Annotated in this window: 22 protein-coding genes and 1 pseudogene; 20 read left to right on the top strand and 3 right to left on the bottom strand. The window is 62.4% G+C overall.

From position 1 onward, the window contains the following. The first annotated feature begins 725 nt into the window (after positions 1 to 725). From APH44_RS02125 to recX, 15 genes and pseudogenes are all read left to right on the top strand, one after another. On the top strand, positions 726 to 1337 hold the full coding sequence (locus APH44_RS02125) for a hypothetical protein (protein ID WP_054891041.1): 612 nt from the start codon (positions 726 to 728) through the stop codon (positions 1335 to 1337). 73 nt (positions 1338 to 1410) lie between these two features. Next, the gene (locus tag APH44_RS02120) at positions 1411 to 2577 is read left to right on the top strand and encodes a phage tail sheath family protein (protein ID WP_054891040.1); all 1167 of its coding nucleotides are present in this window, start codon (positions 1411 to 1413) and stop codon (positions 2575 to 2577) included. Between the two features lie 13 nt (positions 2578 to 2590). Then, on the top strand, positions 2591 to 3100 hold the full coding sequence (locus APH44_RS02115) for a phage major tail tube protein (protein ID WP_054891039.1): 510 nt from the start codon (positions 2591 to 2593) through the stop codon (positions 3098 to 3100). A gap of 11 nt (positions 3101 to 3111) precedes the next feature. After that, positions 3112 to 3414 (top strand): phage tail assembly protein, encoded by a 303-nt coding sequence (locus tag APH44_RS02110; protein WP_054891038.1) that lies wholly within the window; start codon positions 3112 to 3114, stop codon positions 3412 to 3414. Positions 3415 to 3538: 124 nt separating this feature from the next. Beyond that, the gene (locus APH44_RS02105; protein ID WP_156343712.1) at positions 3539 to 5569 is read left to right on the top strand and encodes a hypothetical protein; all 2031 of its coding nucleotides are present in this window, start codon (positions 3539 to 3541) and stop codon (positions 5567 to 5569) included. A gap of 15 nt (positions 5570 to 5584) precedes the next feature. After that, a complete protein-coding gene (locus APH44_RS02100; protein ID WP_054891036.1) occupies positions 5585 to 6430 on the top strand; it encodes a phage tail protein in 846 nt (281 codons plus the stop codon). Then, positions 6405 to 6611: a tail protein X gene (locus APH44_RS02095; RefSeq protein WP_054891035.1), complete on the top strand. Its 207-nt coding sequence runs from the start codon at positions 6405 to 6407 to the stop codon at positions 6609 to 6611. Before APH44_RS02100 ends, APH44_RS02095 begins: the two co-directional genes overlap by 26 nt. A 40-nt stretch (positions 6612 to 6651) precedes the next feature. Then, a complete protein-coding gene (locus APH44_RS02090) occupies positions 6652 to 7686 on the top strand; it encodes a phage late control D family protein (RefSeq protein ID WP_054891034.1) in 1035 nt (344 codons plus the stop codon). Positions 7687 to 7716: 30 nt separating this feature from the next. Then, positions 7717 to 7860 (top strand): annotated as a pseudogene (locus APH44_RS30300) (Com family DNA-binding transcriptional regulator); the annotation flags it as partial. Positions 7861 to 7912: 52 nt separating this feature from the next. Next, positions 7913 to 8269 carry a hypothetical protein gene (locus tag APH44_RS02080; RefSeq protein ID WP_054891032.1) on the top strand — a complete coding sequence of 119 codons (357 nt, stop codon included), beginning with the start codon at positions 7913 to 7915 and terminating at the stop codon, positions 8267 to 8269. Between the two features lie 69 nt (positions 8270 to 8338). Next, positions 8339 to 8887 (top strand): glycoside hydrolase family 19 protein, encoded by a 549-nt coding sequence (locus APH44_RS02075; RefSeq protein WP_054891031.1) that lies wholly within the window; start codon positions 8339 to 8341, stop codon positions 8885 to 8887. After that, positions 8881 to 9381: a lysis system i-spanin subunit Rz gene (locus APH44_RS02070; protein WP_082420935.1), complete on the top strand. Its 501-nt coding sequence runs from the start codon at positions 8881 to 8883 to the stop codon at positions 9379 to 9381. Before APH44_RS02075 ends, APH44_RS02070 begins: the two co-directional genes overlap by 7 nt. Before the next feature lie 59 nt (positions 9382 to 9440). Further along, positions 9441 to 9923, top strand: coding sequence for a CinA family protein (locus APH44_RS02065; protein WP_054891030.1), 483 nt, complete (start codon positions 9441 to 9443; stop codon positions 9921 to 9923). A gap of 104 nt (positions 9924 to 10027) precedes the next feature. Further along, positions 10028 to 11095 (top strand): recombinase RecA, encoded by a 1068-nt coding sequence (recA, locus tag APH44_RS02060; protein WP_054891029.1) that lies wholly within the window; start codon positions 10028 to 10030, stop codon positions 11093 to 11095. A gap of 19 nt (positions 11096 to 11114) precedes the next feature. Next, positions 11115 to 11585, top strand: a complete 471-nt coding sequence (recX, locus tag APH44_RS02055) for a recombination regulator RecX (protein ID WP_082420936.1) — start codon at positions 11115 to 11117, stop codon at positions 11583 to 11585. Between the two features lie 60 nt (positions 11586 to 11645). On the opposite strand, the gene APH44_RS02050 is transcribed toward recX, so the two are convergent. After that, on the bottom strand, positions 11646 to 12764 hold the full coding sequence (locus APH44_RS02050) for an LOG family protein (protein WP_054891027.1): 1119 nt from the start codon (positions 12762 to 12764) through the stop codon (positions 11646 to 11648). 356 nt (positions 12765 to 13120) lie between these two features. On the opposite strand from APH44_RS02050, the gene APH44_RS02045 reads away from it, so the two are divergent. Next, positions 13121 to 13324, top strand: coding sequence for a hypothetical protein (locus APH44_RS02045; protein WP_054891026.1), 204 nt, complete (start codon positions 13121 to 13123; stop codon positions 13322 to 13324). Position 13325: 1 nt separating this feature from the next. Here the strand turns inward: APH44_RS02045 and APH44_RS02040 are convergent, their stop codons facing one another. Continuing rightward, positions 13326 to 13748, bottom strand: a complete 423-nt coding sequence (locus APH44_RS02040) for a quorum-sensing-regulated virulence factor family protein (protein WP_054891025.1) — start codon at positions 13746 to 13748, stop codon at positions 13326 to 13328. A 222-nt stretch (positions 13749 to 13970) separates the two neighbouring features. Between APH44_RS02040 and APH44_RS02035 the strand changes: the two genes are divergently transcribed. The 3 genes from APH44_RS02035 (at position 13971) to APH44_RS02025 (ending at position 16026) form a co-directional block, all read left to right on the top strand. Next, positions 13971 to 14681, top strand: coding sequence for a tRNA-uridine aminocarboxypropyltransferase (locus APH44_RS02035; protein WP_054891024.1), 711 nt, complete (start codon positions 13971 to 13973; stop codon positions 14679 to 14681). Positions 14682 to 14937: 256 nt separating this feature from the next. Beyond that, complete coding sequence (gene erdR / locus APH44_RS02030; protein ID WP_054891023.1) at positions 14938 to 15588, top strand: response regulator transcription factor ErdR; 651 nt, start codon at positions 14938 to 14940, stop codon at positions 15586 to 15588. A 72-nt stretch (positions 15589 to 15660) separates the two neighbouring features. Continuing rightward, on the top strand, positions 15661 to 16026 hold the full coding sequence (locus APH44_RS02025; RefSeq protein WP_054891022.1) for a diacylglycerol kinase: 366 nt from the start codon (positions 15661 to 15663) through the stop codon (positions 16024 to 16026). Positions 16027 to 16029: 3 nt separating this feature from the next. Here APH44_RS02025 and finR read toward each other — a convergent pair whose 3' ends face one another. Next, positions 16030 to 16956 (bottom strand): LysR family transcriptional regulator FinR, encoded by a 927-nt coding sequence (gene finR, locus APH44_RS02020; RefSeq protein ID WP_054891021.1) that lies wholly within the window; start codon positions 16954 to 16956, stop codon positions 16030 to 16032. Positions 16957 to 17077: 121 nt separating this feature from the next. Between finR and fpr the strand changes: the two genes are divergently transcribed. Then, positions 17078 to 17857, top strand: a complete 780-nt coding sequence (gene fpr, locus APH44_RS02015; RefSeq protein ID WP_054891020.1) for a ferredoxin-NADP reductase — start codon at positions 17078 to 17080, stop codon at positions 17855 to 17857. Positions 17858 to 17904 lie beyond the last annotated feature (47 nt).

Raw genomic sequence — 17904 nt, 5'->3', positions numbered from 1 at the left:
TCGTACAGTCTCGTGGACAGCAATTCAATGGCGCTTCATCGTTCAACGGATCTGGCCTGGTCGCTGGGACGGTTGCGCATATTGGTGGGATCGTGCATTTCTGGGGCAGCAACGCACAAAGTTACTCAATCCCTAACTCTGCAATCACCAATGTTACGCAAGGCTCAGTCATAAGACTGCAGAACTGGGGGTCGCAAGCACTGAGTGTGATCCCCCAAGGTACAGACCGTCTGCAAGAGAGTGCCGGCGCAACAGGTTCCGGCCTGGCCAGGAGCGTTGCGCCGGATGCATACATAGACTTAATTTATTTTGGCGACAACTTATGGTTGATGTATGGCACCGGCTTGCAGCACGCCACTCAGCAATGGAGTAAAAGTCTGGGCCTCTCCGGTTATTACCGCATGCCTAATGGCTTGATCGAGCAATGGGGTTATCGCTTCCTTGACACCGGATTGTCCAGCTTGGCGATAGACACGGTATTTCCGGTTACTTTCCCAACCAGCTGCATGAGCCTTGTAGTTACTACGGGTGTCGCTATCGACGATTACGACTGGCATTCCACCTATCGCTTATCGAGACAGGAAATCAGCCATGCGCGGCCTACGGCATCTGGATTCGAAGGCCAGATATTCATCGACAACCATGTCAGTAATTCCCGTTCCGTCTTCTGGCGTGCTCTCGGCTATTAATCGCTGCGCGCAGTCTTCAAACTATCAGGTAGTCCTATGCCGATCTTTGCCAGTATCGAACAACGCTGTTTTTATAACGATGAGTTATCAGCTGCCCTTCCAACCGATGCCAAGGAGATCTCTTACGAACTTCATCAGTCACTCCTATCGGGGCAGGCTGAAGGAAAGTTCATCGATTTTTCCATACACCCACCCAGGCTGGTCAAACGAGTTGCTGCTTGGCCGACCGCCGAGGAGTTGTCAGCTCGGATCGATGAGAAGGTGGCCTTCGTCTATGCCACTTGGATTCGCTTCGAACCCGAATATTCCGCACGCGAGAAAGCGGCCATTGCCTATCGGCAGGCTGGCTACGAGGGCGAGGCCAGCAGATGGGTCGAGCGCTATGCCGATGCGGTGGGGATCGCCGTCAACGCTGCCGCCGATCTTATCCTTGAGAGAGCCGCGCAACGTGAAAATGCTCTGGAGGCTCTGGCCGACGCTCGCCTTCGCAAACACGAGCTACAGATGCTGAATGATGAGGCGCGGCAAGCGCGCTATCAGGAAATCATCGAACAGATCGCAACAGTCAATGGACTCCTCGAGACCTTCGACAACTTGCCCAGCAAGTCTGAGAGCCATCAGGACCTTCGGACTCCCTTGGCCCAGTAGTAGAACACTGCTTCCCCCCAAGGCCCTGCACTCCCCGCGGGGCCTTTTCATATCTGACTTGGAGACAACCTACATGAGTGGATTCTTCCACGGCGTCACCGTAACCAACGTAGACACCGGCGCCCGCAACATCGCACTGCCGTCGTCCTCGATCATCGGCCTGGTCGACACCTTCACCGAAGGTGCCGGTGTCACGGCCAAGGCCAACGACCTGGTCCTCATCACCAGCGAGCGTGAAGCCGTGGCCGCCTTCGGCACCGATGCGGCGATCACCAAGGCCTGCCGCGCCATCTACAGCCGCGCCAAGGCGGTCATCGTCGCTTGCGGTGTGGCCAAGCTCGAGGAGGCGGCCGAGCAGACCGCGGCGATCATCGGCAACGTGCTCGCCGACGGCAAGCGCACCGGCCTGCAGGCACTGCTCGACGGCAAGAGCCGTTTCAACGCCCAGCCGCGCCTGCTGGTCGCCCCCAAGCACAGCGCCACCCAGGCGGTCGGCACCGCGCTGGTCGCACTGGCCGACAAACTGCGCGGCATCGCCATCATCGACGGCCCTGGCACCACCGATGAAGCGGCGCTCGCCTACGCCAAGAACTTCGGTGCCAAGCGCGCCTTCCTGGTCGATCCGGGTGTGCGCTACTTCGACACTGCTGCCGAGGCCACCGTCGATGCGCCAGGTTCGGCCTGGGTCGCCGGCCTGTTCGCCTTCACTGACCGCGAGTACGGCTTCTGGGCCTCGCCATCGAACAAGGAGTTCGTCGGCATCACCGGCACCAGCCGCCCGGTGGAGTTCCTCGATGGCGACGACAGCTGCCGCGCCAACCTGCTGAACAACGCCAACATCGCCACCATCATCCGCGATGACGGCTTCCGACTGTGGGGCAACCGCACCCTGTCCAGCGATCCGAAGTGGGCCTTCGTCACCCGCGTGCGGACCATGGACATCGTCATGGACGCGATCCTCTACGGCCACAAGTGGGCTGTGGACCGCTCCATCACCGCCACCTACGTCAAGGACGTCACCGAGGGCTTGCAGGCCTTCATGCGCGACCTGAAGAACCAGGGCGCGATCATCAACTTCGAGGTCTTCGCCGATCCGGAGTTGAACACCGCCAGCCAACTGGAGCAGGGCAAGGTGTACTGGAACATCCGCTTCACCGACGTACCGCCTGCCGAAAACCCCAATTTCCGCGTCGAAGTCACCAACCAGTGGCTGACCGAAGTCCTCGATTCCGCCGCTTAAGGAGCGCATCTACATGGCAATGATTCCCGAAACCCTGGCCAACCTGAACCTGTTCGTCGACGGTGTGAGCTTCCAGGGCGATGTACCCAGCCTGACCCTGCCCAAACTGACCCTGAAAATGGAAGAACACCGTCCCGGTGGCATGGACATGCCCGTCGAGATGGACCTGGGCATGGAGAAGCAGGAAGCGGCCTTCACCACCACCGGCGTGCGCCGCGAGTCGCTGAAGTTCTTCGGCCTGGCCGATGGCACGGCCTTCAACGGCACGTTCCGCGGCGCCTTCAAGGGCCTCAAGGGCCAGATCAATCCGGTCATCGTCACCCTGCGTGGCTCGCTCAAGGAAGTCGACATGGGCGACTGGAAATCCGGCGACAAGGCCGAGATCAAGCACAGCGTCGCACTCAGCTACTACAAGCTGGAGGTTGATGGTCGCCTGGTCTACGAGATCGATGCCCTGGGCATGAAGCGGGTGATCGACGGTGTCGACCAACTGGCGGCGCAGCGTACTGCGCTGGGCCTGTAAAGGAGGTGTTCATGGCTCAGGAAAACCGCCAGCCCCAGTGGCTGAACCTTGCAGCCGACCGCGTCACGGTGCGTTTGTCGCGTCCGAGCGAGGCCAATGGCGTTCAGGTCGACAGCCTGACGTTGCGGGCCCCGACGGTGCGTGACATGCGCAACGCCCAGGCCGGCGGCGCCAGCGACGACGAGCAGCGCGAGCTGAACTTGTTCGCCTCGCTGGCCGAAGTTGGCATCAAGGACCTCGAAGGCCTCACCCTGAAGGACTACGGCCGCTTGCAGGCCGGGTATTTTCGCCTGGTGCAGGACGACGAGGTTTGACCCGACCCGGCAGAAGGCCGCCGCAAGGCGGCTGGCCAAGGAGCTGAACTTTTCCGCGAGCGAAATCATGACCATGTCGTTCAGCGACATGGTCTGGTGGCTTTCGGATTGAGAGGATTAACGGATGGCGAACAAATCAGGGATTGCCCTGGGGGAAGCCGTCGCATCTGGCTCGGCTTTCCCTGGCGCGCTCGATGACTATCGCGCCAGGTTTACCGATCATTGGGCGCCTTACGGCAAGGCGTTGCAATCGTTTTCATCACCGCTGGATATCTGGCGACCAGGCCCGTATCCATCGGTCGTGCCACAGCTGTCGAACTGGCAAGGACTCAGTCCGGCACTGGAGCACCAGCCGTTACCCTTGACTGAACAGGGATGGCGCGCATCCAACTCACCCCCGTTCGAGTTGCCCGCTCAGATCGTACATGCGTACCCCCAGCCTCGGCCGCGCGCAGATTCAACTCCCCGGATAAACGCTGATGCACCTGAAGCCCGACAAGGGGTGGTGTCGGGGGAGGGGGAAGCAGTTTCGTCAGCCTCTGCTGATCCCACGCCGAGCCGAGCCACTGCCCGTACTCGAGCAGGGGCTGCGGCCAAGGAGGCTGCCTCTGCAACCAAGTTGGATTTGGGGTTGAAGCTCTTCCACACTGCTTCCACCGCCACCACGGCGAAGGAGCAGGCAGTGGGCTATCTCAGTGCGGTTGGGTCGGCAGTCGGCACCTTGGGCGGCAAGGCCTTGGGAGCGGCGGTGCCGCGCTGGGGCACGATGGTCTCGGAGGTGGGCGGCGTTGCCTTCGGTATGGCCGGCGACAAGCTGGGCGCCTGGGCTGGCGAGCGGGTCACGAACCCTGCATCGGATACAGCCAAGGACAAACCGCCATCAACGCCGGTATCGACTCAGTCGAAACCTGAAGCGGATCCTTATTCGACGCTGTCTGGCTCAGTCAAGGACGCGCTTACGACTGCTGCGGTGGTGGGCGGGGGTTATGCCAGCTGGGAAGTACTCAAGCGGCGTTACACCAACCCAGGTGCTGTCGCTGGGACCGCCAAGGGCATCGCAGAGAACCTCAGGGCATTGAAAATACCCCTTGCTTCGATGCTCATCGAGGCTGGTGCAAAGGCGGCCTATACCTATGGCACGGCGCAAACCCGTGAAGAAAGGTGGAGCGGTTATGGCGGCGCGGCAGGGGGCCTGATCCTTGGTGGCGCCCTGGGTGCCGCCGGATCGTTGCTGGGTCCGATCGGTACCACGATAGGGATGTCGGTCGGCAACTTTGTGGGCGATCAGGTTGGGTCGGCGGTAGGCAAATATTTGGCCACCCAGTACCCGGAGCCTGCCTCCACAGAGCAGCCGGTACGGCGAGGGCTGCCGGCCAAGGCGAGCGGGACGGCAAAGGAGCAGAGCCCGGAGCGTGCCAGGTCGTCGGGACCGCCGTCTCCTCTTCGGCCGCCGGGACTTATGGCGCAGTTTGCAACTGCCGCAAGCGTTTCATCGCAACGGCGGCCTCCGATGCTGACTATGCCGAAGCCGGGTTCGACTGCTGACATTGCCGGCATGGACAAGGCTCTCGTCAGGGATCTGTTGAGACCTCCTGTGGATGAGGGGAGGGCGCCAAGCGCGGCGGCCAAGCAACGGGTTGCAGGCGCCATCGCTGAGCCTCGTGCATGGCCTCCGGCGATTCCTGGTCTTTCGTTGGTCCCTGGTATCGTGCCTTCTCCCAGATTCGAAAGTCATGGCGCCAGCGTTGCGCCCGCTGCCATAAAGGTCGAGCTCCCTCGATCGCCTCAGAAGCCGTCAAGGCCGGCTGCTGTACTGGGGTTGCCGAAGGTTGCGGTGCAGGCCTCAGCGTCTGGACGTTCAGCTGTAATGGACAAACCCGCAGTAGAGGTGCAGGTACCAGCCGCGCAGTTGTCGGTGCCGCCGCAAGCCAGCGTCCTGCCAGATGCTCCGCCGCAAGCCCCGGCCCAATCGGTGATTACCAGCGGGGCAGGCCAGCCCTTCAACTTCACCACCAACATCCCCATCACGCTGCAAGGCGCCGCTGTTGCACACGACCAACTCGCCACCGATCTGGAACTGGCTGTGCGCCGGGTATTGGAAGAACGGCAAAGAGCTGATGAAGCGCGTCTGGCAGACCCTCTACGACAATTTTGAACCGGAGGGACATTCATGACCTACCTGGAGCAGTTGCAGGCCGCACTGCATGCACTGGTCAAGGCGGGCGAGGAGGGGCGTCGGCGTGCCGGCGCCATGCTCGACCCGATGAGCCAGGCCGTGGACCACGTCAAGGAAGCCGCGGCTGAACTCGAAGCATTGCCTTGGATCGGTCCGGCCATCGGCAAGCGCCTGCAACGTACCCTGCGTGCCATCGACTCGGCACAAGGGCGTGTCAACAAAGTGATTGCCCGCTACGACAAGAGCGTCGACGAGGTGCGCAAGGTGCAGGAGCGTGTCGATGCGTTCTCCGAACACCTGGGCAAGGCTGGCGCGGCGATCCGCAAGGTGGTGGGCGATGCCCGCGCGGTGGCAAGCGGGGTGCTCGTCACCTTCGGCTTCGCACCGCTGACAACGCCGAGCGCCGAAGCGATCAAGCCATTCCCGCACCTGCTGGTGCTGCAACCGCTGAAGGCCAATGCCACACCGTACTACTTCAACCTCGATACCGCCGCGTTCGACCAGTTGCGTCGCCAGACCCGCTTTCGCTGGGCCGCCCAGGAACGCCTGAGCCGCGACAGCGCGCAGCAGGCCGTCGGCCAGGGGGAGGAGACGATCAGCATCCGTGGTGCGATCTTTCCCTCCTTCAAGGGCGGTCTAGGCCAGCTGCAGACCCTGCGCAGCATCGGTCGCCAGCTGCTGCCCCTGAGTCTGACCACAGGGTACGGCGAGGTACTCGGCAACTGGTGCCTGACCAGCATCGACGAAGACCAGAGCAACCTGCTGGCCGGGGGCATTCCACGCAAACAGGGTTTTTCACTGGAGTTCACCCGCTATGGCGAAGACCTGCAAAACGTCTGACGGCGACCTGCTCGACACCCTCTGTCAACACTACTACGGCCACCTCAACCGCACGGTCGAAGCTGTGCTGGAAGCCAATCAGGGGCTGGCCGACGAAAACCAGCCCCTGCGCGCCGGCGTGATGATCCTGCTGCCGGACCTGCCCACTGCCACGGTCAGCATCGTGCAGCTCTGGGACTGAGCGCAGGCCCGTATCCACACCGACAACGGAGGCATGAGTCATGCAACCTGTCTTCAGCATCAAGGCCGATGGCAAGGACATCACCGCCCTGATCAACGACCGCTTGTTGCTGCTGCGCACCACCGACAAACCCGGCATGGAGTCGGATACGTTCGAGCTGCGCATCGATGCCCGCGACGGTGCCCTGGCCCTGCCGCCTCGCGGCGCGGTGCTGGAGGTGCACCTGGGCTACGCCGGGCAGCCGCTGACGCTGCTGGGGCGTTTCACCGTCGATGAGGTCGAGCTGTCCGGGCCGCCGGACACCCTGGTGATCCGCGGCAAGGCCAGCGACCTGTGCGGCAGTGGTAGAACCATCCGCAGCGGCAGTTGGGAGAATGTTCCGCTGCAACGCATCATCGCCGAGATCGGTGCGCGCAACGGCTGGCAGGCGATCTGCCCGGTCGCCCTGAACGTGCCGCGTATCGACCAGTACAGCGAGTCGGACTTCAACTTCATCACCCGTCTGGCCCGCCAGTACGACTGCACCGCCAAGCTCGCCAACGGCCAGCTGCTGGTGCTGCCGCGCCAGAGCGGGCAGAGCGCCAGCGGCAAGACCCTGGGGCTGGTGACGCTGCGGCGCAGCGACGTCAGCCAGTGGCAATTTCGCCTGGACGACAAGGCCACTCGCAAGGCCGTGCGCACCCGTCACCAGGACAGTGCCAGCGGCGAGCTCAAGGTGGTCGAACTGAGCAACGCCGAAAGCTCGGGCAGCCAGCGTCCTGTTCATACCGACCGCCACCTGTATCCCAATCGCGCCGCCGCCGAACAGGCTGCCCGCGCGCGCCTGGCCAGCTTCAATCGCGAGACTGCCAGCGTGCGCCTGGACATGCCTGGTCGCACCGACCTGTTCGTCGAGCGCAGCATAGAGGTCAGTGGTTTTGTCGACGGGCTCGACGGCCAGTACCTGATCGACTCGGTCGAGCAGGTGTTCACCGGCTCTGGCTGGCGCACCACCGTGCAGTGCAACGGTGGCAAGGCGGGCAAGGCCGGGAACAAGGGCAGCGCACCGGGCAAGGCCGCTTCACTCAAGGCGTGACGGTCTACCCATTCAGCAGAGGACGCGCCCATGTTCGTCGAGTTTCGCTGCGGCCAGTGCAGGAAGCTGCTGGCCCGCATCACCCCCGCTTCCGAGCTCCAGATCAAGTGCGGCCGGTGCCGCACGCTGAATCATGTGAAAGCCACGCGCTTCGAGCCATCGCCTGCGAGCGATCACCTGGCGGAATCGTCCGCCGATCAAACTGATAGCAATGGAGAATGTAATCATGTCGCTTACCGCACAGGAAATTCAGGACTGCAAGGCACTGGTCACCAGCATCTGGGGGGCTAGCGTGGCCGCTAACCTCGACTACAACGAGGAGGTGGTGGAAGTGGTGCGCACCACGGTCGAGCAGATCAGCATCTGCTCGCAACGATTGGCCGATTTCTTCTCGGCATTGGTCATCGTCGTGGGTGGCGTCGCGGCCGCGGTGTACTCGCGGATGTGGCTGGTCAAGGGCGCCAAGCGGATCGCCGATGAGATCCAGAATCTCAAGGACGCCAACCTGCAGGCCCGTGCCTGCATCGCCCAGGCCGCAGCGACCTATCGCTCGCCGTTGGAGATGGCATCGCTGGGCATCTGATAGCAACGCGTCGATGTTCCCGAGCCCAGGCATTGCCTGGGCTTTTTTCTTGCGCCAAGGAGGTGCTGCATGCTCACCGAGCGGCAACTCATTCAGATCTACCCTCTGGCTGGCCAGCGTGCCAGCGCGTTTCTCACGCCTCTCAACGAAGCCATGGCCCGCTGGGAGATCGATCACCCCAAGCGCATCGCCGCCTTCCTCGCCCAGGTCGGTCATGAGTCCGGCCAGTTACGCTATGTGAAGGAACTGGGCAGCGATCGCTATCTTTCACGCTACGACACCGGCCCACTGGCCCTGCGCCTGGGCAACACGCCCGAGGCCGACGGTGATGGCCAGCTGTATTGCGGTCGCGGCCTGATCCAGGTCACCGGGCGCAACAACTACCAGGCTTGCAGCCGTGCGCTGTTCGGTGATGAGCGGTTGCTGGCGCAACCCCAGCTACTCGAGCAGCCGCGCTGGGCCTGCGAGTCGGCGGCCTGGTTCTGGCAGTCGCGCGGGCTCAATGCCCTGGCCGATCGTGGTGAGTTCAACCGCATCACCCGACATATCAATGGTGGGCTCAATGGCCTGGATGAGCGCCTCGAGCTCTGGGCCAGGGCTCGGGAGGTATTGTGCTGAGCCGCCTGCAGTTTGCTGCGTACGTTGCCTCGGTACTGTTGTCCGCCGCGTTGGCCTGGCAGGTTCAGGCCTGGCGCTACGAGCGTCTGCTCGCCGAGTCGGACGAGTTGCAGGCGCGCCAGCGGGTGGAGCAGGCCGAGGTGCTCAACGAACAGCTGCGTAGTGAGCGCGAGCAGCGCCAGGCGCTTGAGCGACGCCTGCACGACAGCGAGTCGATTCATTTCCAGGAGCTTACCGATGCGCAACACAATCAGGCTCGGCTGCGTGATCGCCTTGCTACTGCCGATCTGCGCCTGTCGGTCCTGGTCGAGCGCGACGCCACCTGTTCCACAATGCCTGCCGCCACCGGCGCCAGCGGCGTGGATCATGGCGCCGTACGCGCCCGACTTGACCCGGCGCATGCTCGACGAATTATCGCCATCACCGACGACGGCGACCGGGGGCTGATCGCCCTGCGCGCCTGTCAGGCCTACATCCGCGCGCTGGCGCCGTGAATCCTTGCCAGGGGGGATGAGGGTGGTAGGGTAGTGCGCAGTCACGCAAGGAGCCTGCCATGGACCCGATCACCGTACTTTCTACCCGCCTGGGCGAACAGCTGCGCCGCTTCAATGCACAGGTGACCACCGCCGAGTCCTGCACCGGTGGTGGCATCGCCGAAGCGATCACCCGTATTCCCGGCAGTTCGGCCTGGTTCGAGGCGGGTTACGTCACCTATTCCAACGCCCAGAAGACCCGCCAGCTTGGCGTCCCCGAGGCACTGTTCACCCAGGTTGGCGCCGTCAGCCAGGAAGTGGTCGAGGCCATGGTCCGTGGTGCCCAGGCTGCCAGCGGCGCGCGTTTTGCCGTAGCGGTCAGCGGTGTCGCCGGGCCGGATGGCGGCTCGCCGGCCAAACCGGTAGGCACCGTGTGGCTGGCGTGGGGCGATGGAGCCCGCGTGATCAGCGAGCGTCGCCACTTCGAAGGCGATCGCGAGGCGGTGCGCCGACAGACGGTGATCGTTGCGTTAGACGGCTTGTTACAGCTTGGGGCCGAGTAAATCGCTCGACGGGGGTTTGCGGAAACGAATCCCTGTGGAATAATACTGGCTACTTATACAGGTATTCCGGCCATCAGGGCCAAGTCGAACACGTGAGGATTTCAATGGACGACAACAAGAAGCGCGCCTTGGCTGCGGCCCTGGGTCAGATCGAACGCCAATTCGGCAAGGGCGCAGTCATGCGCATGGGCGATCACGAACGCCAGGCCATCCCGGCCATCTCCACCGGCTCGCTGGGCCTGGACATCGCCCTCGGCATCGGCGGTCTGCCGAAGGGCCGTATCGTCGAGATCTACGGTCCGGAATCCTCGGGCAAGACCACGCTGACCCTGTCGGTCATCGCTGAAGCCCAGAAGAACGGCGCCACCTGCGCCTTCGTCGACGCCGAGCACGCCCTCGACCCTGAGTACGCTGGCAAGCTGGGCGTCAACGTCGATGACCTGCTGGTCTCGCAGCCAGACACTGGCGAACAGGCCCTGGAAATCACCGATATGCTGGTGCGTTCCAACGCCGTCGACGTGATCATCGTCGACTCCGTGGCGGCCCTGGTACCCAAAGCCGAGATCGAAGGCGAAATGGGTGACATGCACGTCGGCCTGCAGGCCCGCCTGATGTCCCAGGCGCTGCGCAAGATCACGGGTAACATCAAGAACGCCAACTGCCTGGTCATCTTCATCAACCAGATCCGTATGAAGATCGGCGTGATGTTCGGTAGCCCGGAAACCACCACCGGCGGTAACGCCCTGAAGTTCTACGCCTCGGTCCGTCTGGACATCCGTCGTACCGGCGCGGTGAAGGAAGGCGACGAAGTGGTGGGCAGTGAAACCCGCGTCAAGATCGTCAAGAACAAGGTTTCGCCACCTTTCCGTCAGGCCGAGTTCCAGATTCTCTACGGCAAGGGTATCTATCGTAACGGCGAGATCATCGACTTGGGCGTCTCTCAAGGCCTGGTCGAGAAGTCCGGTGCTTGGTACAGCTACCAGGGCAACAAGATCGGCCAAGGCAAGGCCAACGCCGCCAAGTACTTGCAAGAGAACCCGGCCATCGGTTCGGAAATCGAGAAGCAGATTCGTGAGAAGCTGCTGACCTCCGGCGCTGTCGCCGCTGCTGGCAAGGCCGCCGCCGCTGAAGCTGATGCCGACGATATGGCTGATGCTGAAGCCGGTTATTGATATCGCTGGTTGATCGCGCATGTCGTCCGTCGTACTCGACACTCCCGTCGCCGTTCGGCGGACAGCCATGGACCTGCTTGCACGCCGCGAGCACGGTCGTGTCGAGCTAACGCGCAAGTTGCGTCAGCGCGGTGCCACCGATGAGCTGATCGAGCCTGCGCTCGATCGGCTTGCCGAGGAAGGGCTGCTCAGCGAGGCGCGCTATCTGGAAAGCTTCATTTCCTATCGCTCCAACTCCGGCTATGGTCCTGCACGTATTCGTGACGACCTGAGCCAGCGAGGTCTGAACCGTGGCGATATCGATCAGGCACTGCGCGAAAGCGGTGTAGATTGGTCGGCCCGCCTACGGGACGTCTGGCAGCGCAAGTTCGCCGGGCAACGTCCTCAGGATCCCCGCAGTCGCGCGCAGCAAACGCGCTTTCTCGCCTACCGTGGTTTTTCCATGGACATGATCGGTCGGCTGCTCAGCGGGCGCGACCTCGATGATTGACGGCCAGTACGGCTGACCAGGCAGATATCTGCCAGGTCAGCCGTACTGGCCGTTTTTCGTTCAACTGACTTTCAGCGCTTCTCGCGCATGCTGGGTCGTGTGCATGGGCTGAGGTTTTGCCCAGTTTTCCGGCAGGTTGATGAAGTCCACCAATTCACGCAGGCGCCCCTGATCGCGGCCGTTGAAGGCGAAGGTCAGGCGGGTCAGGTGATTGAAGTCGCCGACTTCATGTTCTGCGCTACTGTCGGGCTGTTGATGATACTTGCCGCTCAGGCGCAGGTCGGCAAAACCCTCCTGAATATCGCATAGCGCAGCCTCGCTCAAGGGGTGCAGCATGCGGATCACGAACTGGTTCTTCAGCCAGCGGCTCGAGTGGTAGTTGCTATAGAACTGCTTGATCTCTTCAACGGCCTCGTCGGCGCTGTGTACCAGGCGTACCAGCTTCAGGTCGCTGGGCAAGATATAGCGGTTCTCTTCCAACTGACGGCTGATGAAGTTCAGGGCATCCTGCCAGAAGCTGCCGCCAGGCGAGTCCAGCAGTACCACCGGTACCAGTGGGCTTTTGCCGGTCTGGATCAGGGTCAGCACTTCCAGCGCTTCATCGAGCGTGCCGAAGCCACCCGGGCAAAGGACCAGTCCGTCGGCTTCCTTGACGAAGAACAGCTTGCGGATAAAGAAGAAGTGGAAGGGCAGCAGCTTATCGGTGCCGTCCACCGTGGCATTGGCATGTTGCTCGAAAGGCAGTGTGATATTGAAGCCCAGGCTGTTCTCGGCACCGGCGCCTTCGTGGGCAGCGGCCATGATGCCGCCACCGGCACCAGTGATGACCATCAGCTCGGAGCGTGCCAGCGTGGCGCCCAGTTCCCGGGCCAGGGCATACATCGGGTGTTCCTGGGGTGTGCGCGCCGAGCCGAACACCGTGACTTTGCGTCGGCCCTTGTAGCGCTCGAGAGTACGGAAGGCGTGATCCAGTTCGCGCAGGGCCTGCAAGGTGATCTTGGCGTTCCAGCGGTTGGCGTCGTCGCTGGCCATGCGCAGCACGGTCAACATCATGTCGCGGTAGAGGGGCAGGTTGGGGCTGTTCGGTGCCACCAGTTGCAGTTGTTCGTCAATCCTGCCCAGGTCGATTCCCTGGTCGCTGAAGTGCTTGGACAGCAGTTCATTCGGTAGGTAAGGCATTCAACGTCTCCTTCTGCAGCAAAACCTCTGACCGGTCGATGGTGAGTACCGGCCACGACACTGCGTGTGTCGCTGGCTGCTGTGGCTCGAGTGTGCATCCCGAGCATTGCAGTAGGCCTTCAAGGCCGTGATGCAGTGGCTTGTATCCATCTTGTCTGTTTTCGTTGCGGATCCGGCAACGTCGTGGCGTCGGCAATCTCCTGTGCTTGCCGAAAATGCCTGTCGTTTGCTTTCAATCTAGACGCTGGCGCGCGATCGTGCCGGTTCGCTGAAGGTCAACCGTTCGTCTGATCGGATCCAATCCTTGCCGAGCTTTGTTTAACTGAGGGCAGAGGGCGATGCAGGGAGGAAGAAGCATGCATCGGTTGGTCATCGAGGTGGACCTGCAGTTGTATGAACTGCTCAGGCGTGCGGCCAAGGACCACCACTTGAGCCTGGAGGGCGAGTGCCTGCGCAGGTTGCAAGGCGCCGACAGGCAATCACGTTACCTTCAGGCCCTGCTGGCGGATCTGCGCGCCGATGAGGAGCAGCGGCGCGCCAGCGACGACCAGGTCGCCTGAATCACTTCTTCTTGTTGCCAGCGGTGCAGCTGGCAGCATCGAACGCCTGGTCCATGACCGGCTGGTTGGTCTTGTAGACGGTGAAGCGGTAGACCATCACCGCGCCCTTGGTCATCAGTTGGCGGTAGCCGGTGTTGCGGCAGACGCTGTCGCCCAGCTGGCTGCGCACCAGTGCCGGGTTTTCCAGCATGCGCTGGGCATGTTCTTCACGCACGCTCAGGTGGTTGACCAACGCCTTGCCCTTCTCGACGGTGTAGCCCTGATCGAGGATGTCTTCGTTGACGGCGCGTGGCGTGCCGACGCTGCTCTCCTTGGCAACCTTCTGCAGCATCTGGTTCAGCTCGTAGTCCTGCTTGGACGCTGCGTTGGCGGCAAGCGGCAGGGCGAGCATCAGGCTCAGGGTCGGGACGATAAGACGCAGCATGAATCTCTCCTGGTTCGGTGACTGGCGCTTTGACCCGCGCCGGCAGGCGGCGTTCCATGAACTGGTCGCGCTCCAGGCGCAGCCGCCGCCAAAGGCTCGATTATAAGGGAGCCTGGCAGTGCCCTGCACGGCAAACCTGCGCCCGCTCTGGTAGACTGGCACCTTTGTTTCCCGCCGAGTTGTCGCAGTGTCCATCCTATTCCCGTCGCCAGGCTTGCAGCCATGAGCCATGCGGTAGCGCGTCTGCGCGCCGAGCGTCTGGCGCGCAGCAACAAACCCTTCGTCGCCCGCGGTTCGCGAGCCGATCGCTGCCCGGACTGCCGGGTGATCGCCAGCCATTGCCTGTGCGCCTGGAAGCCTCGGGTCGACGCCCAGGCCGGCATGTGTCTGGTGATGCACGACACCGAGCCATTGAAGCCGACCAACACCGGCTGGCTGATCGCCGACCTGATCGAAGACACCTGGGCCTTCGGCTGGCAGCGCACGGATGTCGATGCGCGCTTGCTGGCGCTGCTCGAACAACCCCAGTGGCAGCCCTATATCGTCTTCCCTGGTGAGTTCGTCGCACCGGAGCGGGTGGTCAACGAAGTGGTGTGCGAGCCCGGCAAGCGGCCGCTGTTCATCCTGCTCGACGCCACCTGGACCGAAGCGCGCAAGATGTTTCGCAAGAGCCCGTACCTGGACCGCTTCCCGGTGCTGAGCCTGGAGGCCGAGCAGATGTCGCGCTACCGCCTGCGCCGCTCCAAGCGTGACGATCATTTCTGCACCGCGGAAGTGGCGGCCATGTGTCTGGACCTGGCCGGCGACAACCGTGCCTCCCAGGCGCTGGATGCCTACCTTGACGTGTTCAGCCTGCATTACCTCAGCGGCAAGCGACACCTGGCACTGGACGACCAGGATGAGCCGCATCAACGCTTGCATACCTTCCTATAGTCCAAGGGGCAAGCTAGCCGGATTGGTTCATACTGTCGAGCAGGTCGCCAGGGTGGGCGAGGCCGCCGGGCAATTGGCTTGACCACCCGGACGGTGCTCGGCATCCTTGGCGCCGATTCGGCCACGATGCAGCCGCCACCCCTGGTCTGCCTCGTGCCCTTGCCGCTGGCGGCGCCGTCGCCCGCGCCTTGAGTTGCCCGCCAGGCACAGGCCCCATACCCCGCAGCGCCTGGCACAGAACAGGACCCCTGGATCGATGGCTACATATGAAATCCTGATTGCCGATGACCATCCGCTGTTCCGTAGCGCCTTGCGCCAGGCCGTGACCCTCGGCCTCGGGCAGGACGTACGTCTGGTGGAGGTGGCAAGCATCGCCGAACTGGAAACCCGCCTGACCGAGAAATCCGACTGGGACCTGGTCCTGCTCGACTTGAACATGCCAGGTGCCTATGGCTTCTCCGGGCTGGTCCTGCTCCGTGGGCAATACCCGCAGATTCCGGTGGTGATGGTGTCGGCGCAGGAAGAGGCGGCCGTGGTGGTCAAGTCCCGTGAGTTCGGGGCCAGCGGTTTCATTCCGAAGTCCAGCCCGCTGGAAACCATCCAGGACGCCGTGCGCAAGGTGCTCGACGGCGAAGTGTGGTGGCCGCCGCAGGCGTTCGAAAAGGTTGATGTATCGGCCGAGGCCAAAGCCGCCAGCGAAGGGCTCGCAAGCCTGACGCCGCAGCAGTTCCGGGTGCTGACCATGGTCTGCGAAGGTTTGTTGAACAAGCAGATCGCCTACGAGCTGAGCGTTTCGGAGGCGACCATCAAGGCCCACGTCACCGCGATCTTCCGCAAGCTGGGCGTGCGCACCCGGACCCAGGCCGCCTTGCTGCTGCAACAACTTGAATCGGTTTCAGCCAACTGAGCCTTCCGGCTTCACGCTTTTTTGACCCAGGCTGGACTAGCCTGCAGGTCTTTTTCAGGTGAATTGACTCACATGTCGCCATTCAAGGGCCAGACCGGCCTGAAACGCATCTTCAATGCCGCCGGCTATTCGCTCGACGGCCTGCGCGCCGCCTTCAAGGGCGAGGCTGCCTTCCGCCAACTGGTGCTGCTCAATGTGCTGCTGATCCCGACTGCCTTCTGGTTGCCGGTCAGTCGCGGCGAGCGTGCGATCCTGATCGCCGTGTGTCTGCTGGGGCTGATCGTCGAGCTGCTCAACTCGGCGGTCGAGGCTGCCATCGACCGCATTTCGCTGGACCGTCACCCCTTGTCGAAGAACGCCAAGGACATGGGCAGTGCTGCGCAATTGGTGGCAATGAGCATGGTGGCGCTGGTCTGGGGCGTAATCCTGCTCGGCTGACGTTCAGGCGATGGTCGGCAGCACGATCTCGTCGCTGCGCTGCACCCCCGCGGTGAAGCTGCGGCACAGCTCGAGAAACTCACGCATGGCCGAGGTCTGGTACTTCTGCTTGTGCCAGATGAAGTAGAACTGGCGCAGCAGATCCAGCTCCGGGGTTTCCACTGCCACCAGGCTGCCGCGCCTGAAAGCGTCGCGCAGCGCGAGGCGTGAAATGCAGCCGATCCCCAGACCCGACTCCACGGCGCGCTTGATCGCTTCCGTATGTTCGAGCTCCAGGCGGATGTTCAGGTTGGCGCGGTGGTGGCGCATGGCCTGGTCAAAGGTCAGGCGGGTGCCTGAGCCTTGTTCGCGCAAGATCCACGCCTCCTGGGACAAGGCCTCGATATTGGCGCGGCCGACCTTGGCCAGTGGATGCTGCGGGGCGCAGAACACCACCAGTTCGTCCTCGACCCAGGGTTGCACCTCCAGGTCAGGGTGGTTGCAGTCACCCTCGATAAGACCCAGGTCAATTTCGTAGTGCGCCACCTGTTGCACAATGTGCGCAGTATTCTGCACGTGCAGCTTGACCTGGCTTTCCGGGTGCACCTGCATGAAGCTGCCGATCAGCAGCGTTGCCAGGTAGTTGCCGATGGTCAGGGTGGCGCCAACGGCGAGCGAGCCGAAGCCGGACTTGCCGTTGAGCAGGTCTTCGATTTCCTTGGCCTGGTCGAGCAGGGCTACTGCTTGGGGCAGCAACTGATGGCCCAGGGCGTTGAGGCTCAGGCGCTTGCCGGCGCGATCGAACAGCTGGCAGCTGGACTGGCGCTCCAGTTCGGTGATGGAGGTACTGGCCGCCGACTGCGACAGGGCCAGTACATTGGCCGCTCGCGATACGCTTTGATGCTGGGCGACGGCGACGAAGACTTGAAGCTGGCGGAGAGTGAATCGCATATCTATATAACCGATAAGTCATATCTTGATAATTCAGTTAACAGATATTCTCGCTGCCCCTAAACTATCGCGCAACTGCGCGTCTTGCGCGCGCCGCGTTTTTCTTCAGGAGCCCCACTAGATGAGCAACATGAACCACGAACGTGTCCTCAGTGTGCATCACTGGAACGACACTCTGTTCAGCTTCAAGTGCACCCGCGACCCGGGCCTGCGCTTCGAGAACGGTCAGTTCGTGATGATCGGCCTGCAGCAGGAAAGCGGCCGTCCGCTCATGCGTGCCTATTCGATCGCTTCGCCGAACTGGGAAGAGCATCTGGAGTTCTTCAGCATCAAGGTGCCGGACGGTCCGCTGACCTCCCAGCTGCAACACCTGAAGGAAGGCGACGAGATCATCATCAGCAAGAAACCGACCGGCACCCTGGTGCTGGACGACCTGAACCCGGGCAAGCACCTGTACCTGCTGAGCACCGGTACTGGCCTTGCGCCGTTCATGAGCGTGATCCAGGACCCGGAAACCTACGAGCGTTTCGAAAAGGTCATCCTGGTGCATGGCGTGCGCTACGTGAACGAAGTCGCCTACCGCGAGTTCATCACCGAGCACCTGCCACAGAATGAATTCTTCGGTGAAGCGGTGCGTGAGAAACTGATCTACTACCCGACCGTGACCCGCGAGCCGTTCGAGAACCAGGGCCGTCTGACCGACCTGATGCGCAGCGGCAAGCTGTTCAGCGACATCGGCCTGCCACCGATCAACCCGCAGGACGACCGTGCGATGATCTGCGGCAGCCCGAGCATGCTCGACGAGACCAGCGAAGTGCTCGACAGCTTCGGCCTGAAGATCTCTGCACGCATGCGCGAGCCAGGTGACTACCTGATCGAGCGTGCATTCGTCGAGAAGTAAGGCGAATTGCGGCATAAAAAACGCAGACCAGGGTCTGCGTTTTTTTA

Source organism: Pseudomonas sp. NBRC 111143 (assembly GCF_001320965.1).
In the GTDB taxonomy this organism is placed as follows: domain Bacteria; phylum Pseudomonadota; class Gammaproteobacteria; order Pseudomonadales; family Pseudomonadaceae; genus Aquipseudomonas; species Aquipseudomonas machongensis.
Note: the sequence above shows the minus strand (reverse complement) of the source record. Positions and strands in the feature narration are given on the sequence as shown.

Excerpts from the sequence above, each read along its gene's own strand:
- APH44_RS02125 (WP_054891041.1), top strand. The coding sequence starts at position 726 with ATGCCGATCTTTGCCAGTATCGAACAACGCTGTTTTTATAACGATGAG.
- APH44_RS02120 (WP_054891040.1), top strand. The coding sequence starts at position 1,411 with ATGAGTGGATTCTTCCACGGCGTCACCGTAACCAACGTAGACACCGGC.
- APH44_RS02115 (WP_054891039.1), top strand. The coding sequence starts at position 2,591 with ATGGCAATGATTCCCGAAACCCTGGCCAACCTGAACCTGTTCGTCGAC.
- APH44_RS02110 (WP_054891038.1), top strand. The coding sequence starts at position 3,112 with ATGGCTCAGGAAAACCGCCAGCCCCAGTGGCTGAACCTTGCAGCCGAC.
- APH44_RS02105 (WP_156343712.1), top strand. The coding sequence starts at position 3,539 with ATGGCGAACAAATCAGGGATTGCCCTGGGGGAAGCCGTCGCATCTGGC.
- APH44_RS02100 (WP_054891036.1), top strand. The coding sequence starts at position 5,585 with ATGACCTACCTGGAGCAGTTGCAGGCCGCACTGCATGCACTGGTCAAG.
- APH44_RS02095 (WP_054891035.1), top strand. The coding sequence starts at position 6,405 with ATGGCGAAGACCTGCAAAACGTCTGACGGCGACCTGCTCGACACCCTC.
- APH44_RS02090 (WP_054891034.1), top strand. The coding sequence starts at position 6,652 with ATGCAACCTGTCTTCAGCATCAAGGCCGATGGCAAGGACATCACCGCC.
- APH44_RS02080 (WP_054891032.1), top strand. The coding sequence starts at position 7,913 with ATGTCGCTTACCGCACAGGAAATTCAGGACTGCAAGGCACTGGTCACC.
- APH44_RS02075 (WP_054891031.1), top strand. The coding sequence starts at position 8,339 with ATGCTCACCGAGCGGCAACTCATTCAGATCTACCCTCTGGCTGGCCAG.
- APH44_RS02065 (WP_054891030.1), top strand. The coding sequence starts at position 9,441 with ATGGACCCGATCACCGTACTTTCTACCCGCCTGGGCGAACAGCTGCGC.
- recA (WP_054891029.1), top strand. The coding sequence starts at position 10,028 with ATGGACGACAACAAGAAGCGCGCCTTGGCTGCGGCCCTGGGTCAGATC.
- recX (WP_082420936.1), top strand. The coding sequence starts at position 11,115 with ATGTCGTCCGTCGTACTCGACACTCCCGTCGCCGTTCGGCGGACAGCC.
- APH44_RS02050 (WP_054891027.1), bottom strand. The coding sequence starts at position 12,764 with ATGCCTTACCTACCGAATGAACTGCTGTCCAAGCACTTCAGCGACCAG.
- APH44_RS02045 (WP_054891026.1), top strand. The coding sequence starts at position 13,121 with ATGCATCGGTTGGTCATCGAGGTGGACCTGCAGTTGTATGAACTGCTC.
- APH44_RS02040 (WP_054891025.1), bottom strand. The coding sequence starts at position 13,748 with ATGCTGCGTCTTATCGTCCCGACCCTGAGCCTGATGCTCGCCCTGCCG.
- APH44_RS02035 (WP_054891024.1), top strand. The coding sequence starts at position 13,971 with ATGAGCCATGCGGTAGCGCGTCTGCGCGCCGAGCGTCTGGCGCGCAGC.
- erdR (WP_054891023.1), top strand. The coding sequence starts at position 14,938 with ATGGCTACATATGAAATCCTGATTGCCGATGACCATCCGCTGTTCCGT.
- APH44_RS02025 (WP_054891022.1), top strand. The coding sequence starts at position 15,661 with ATGTCGCCATTCAAGGGCCAGACCGGCCTGAAACGCATCTTCAATGCC.
- finR (WP_054891021.1), bottom strand. The coding sequence starts at position 16,956 with ATGCGATTCACTCTCCGCCAGCTTCAAGTCTTCGTCGCCGTCGCCCAG.
- fpr (WP_054891020.1), top strand. The coding sequence starts at position 17,078 with ATGAGCAACATGAACCACGAACGTGTCCTCAGTGTGCATCACTGGAAC.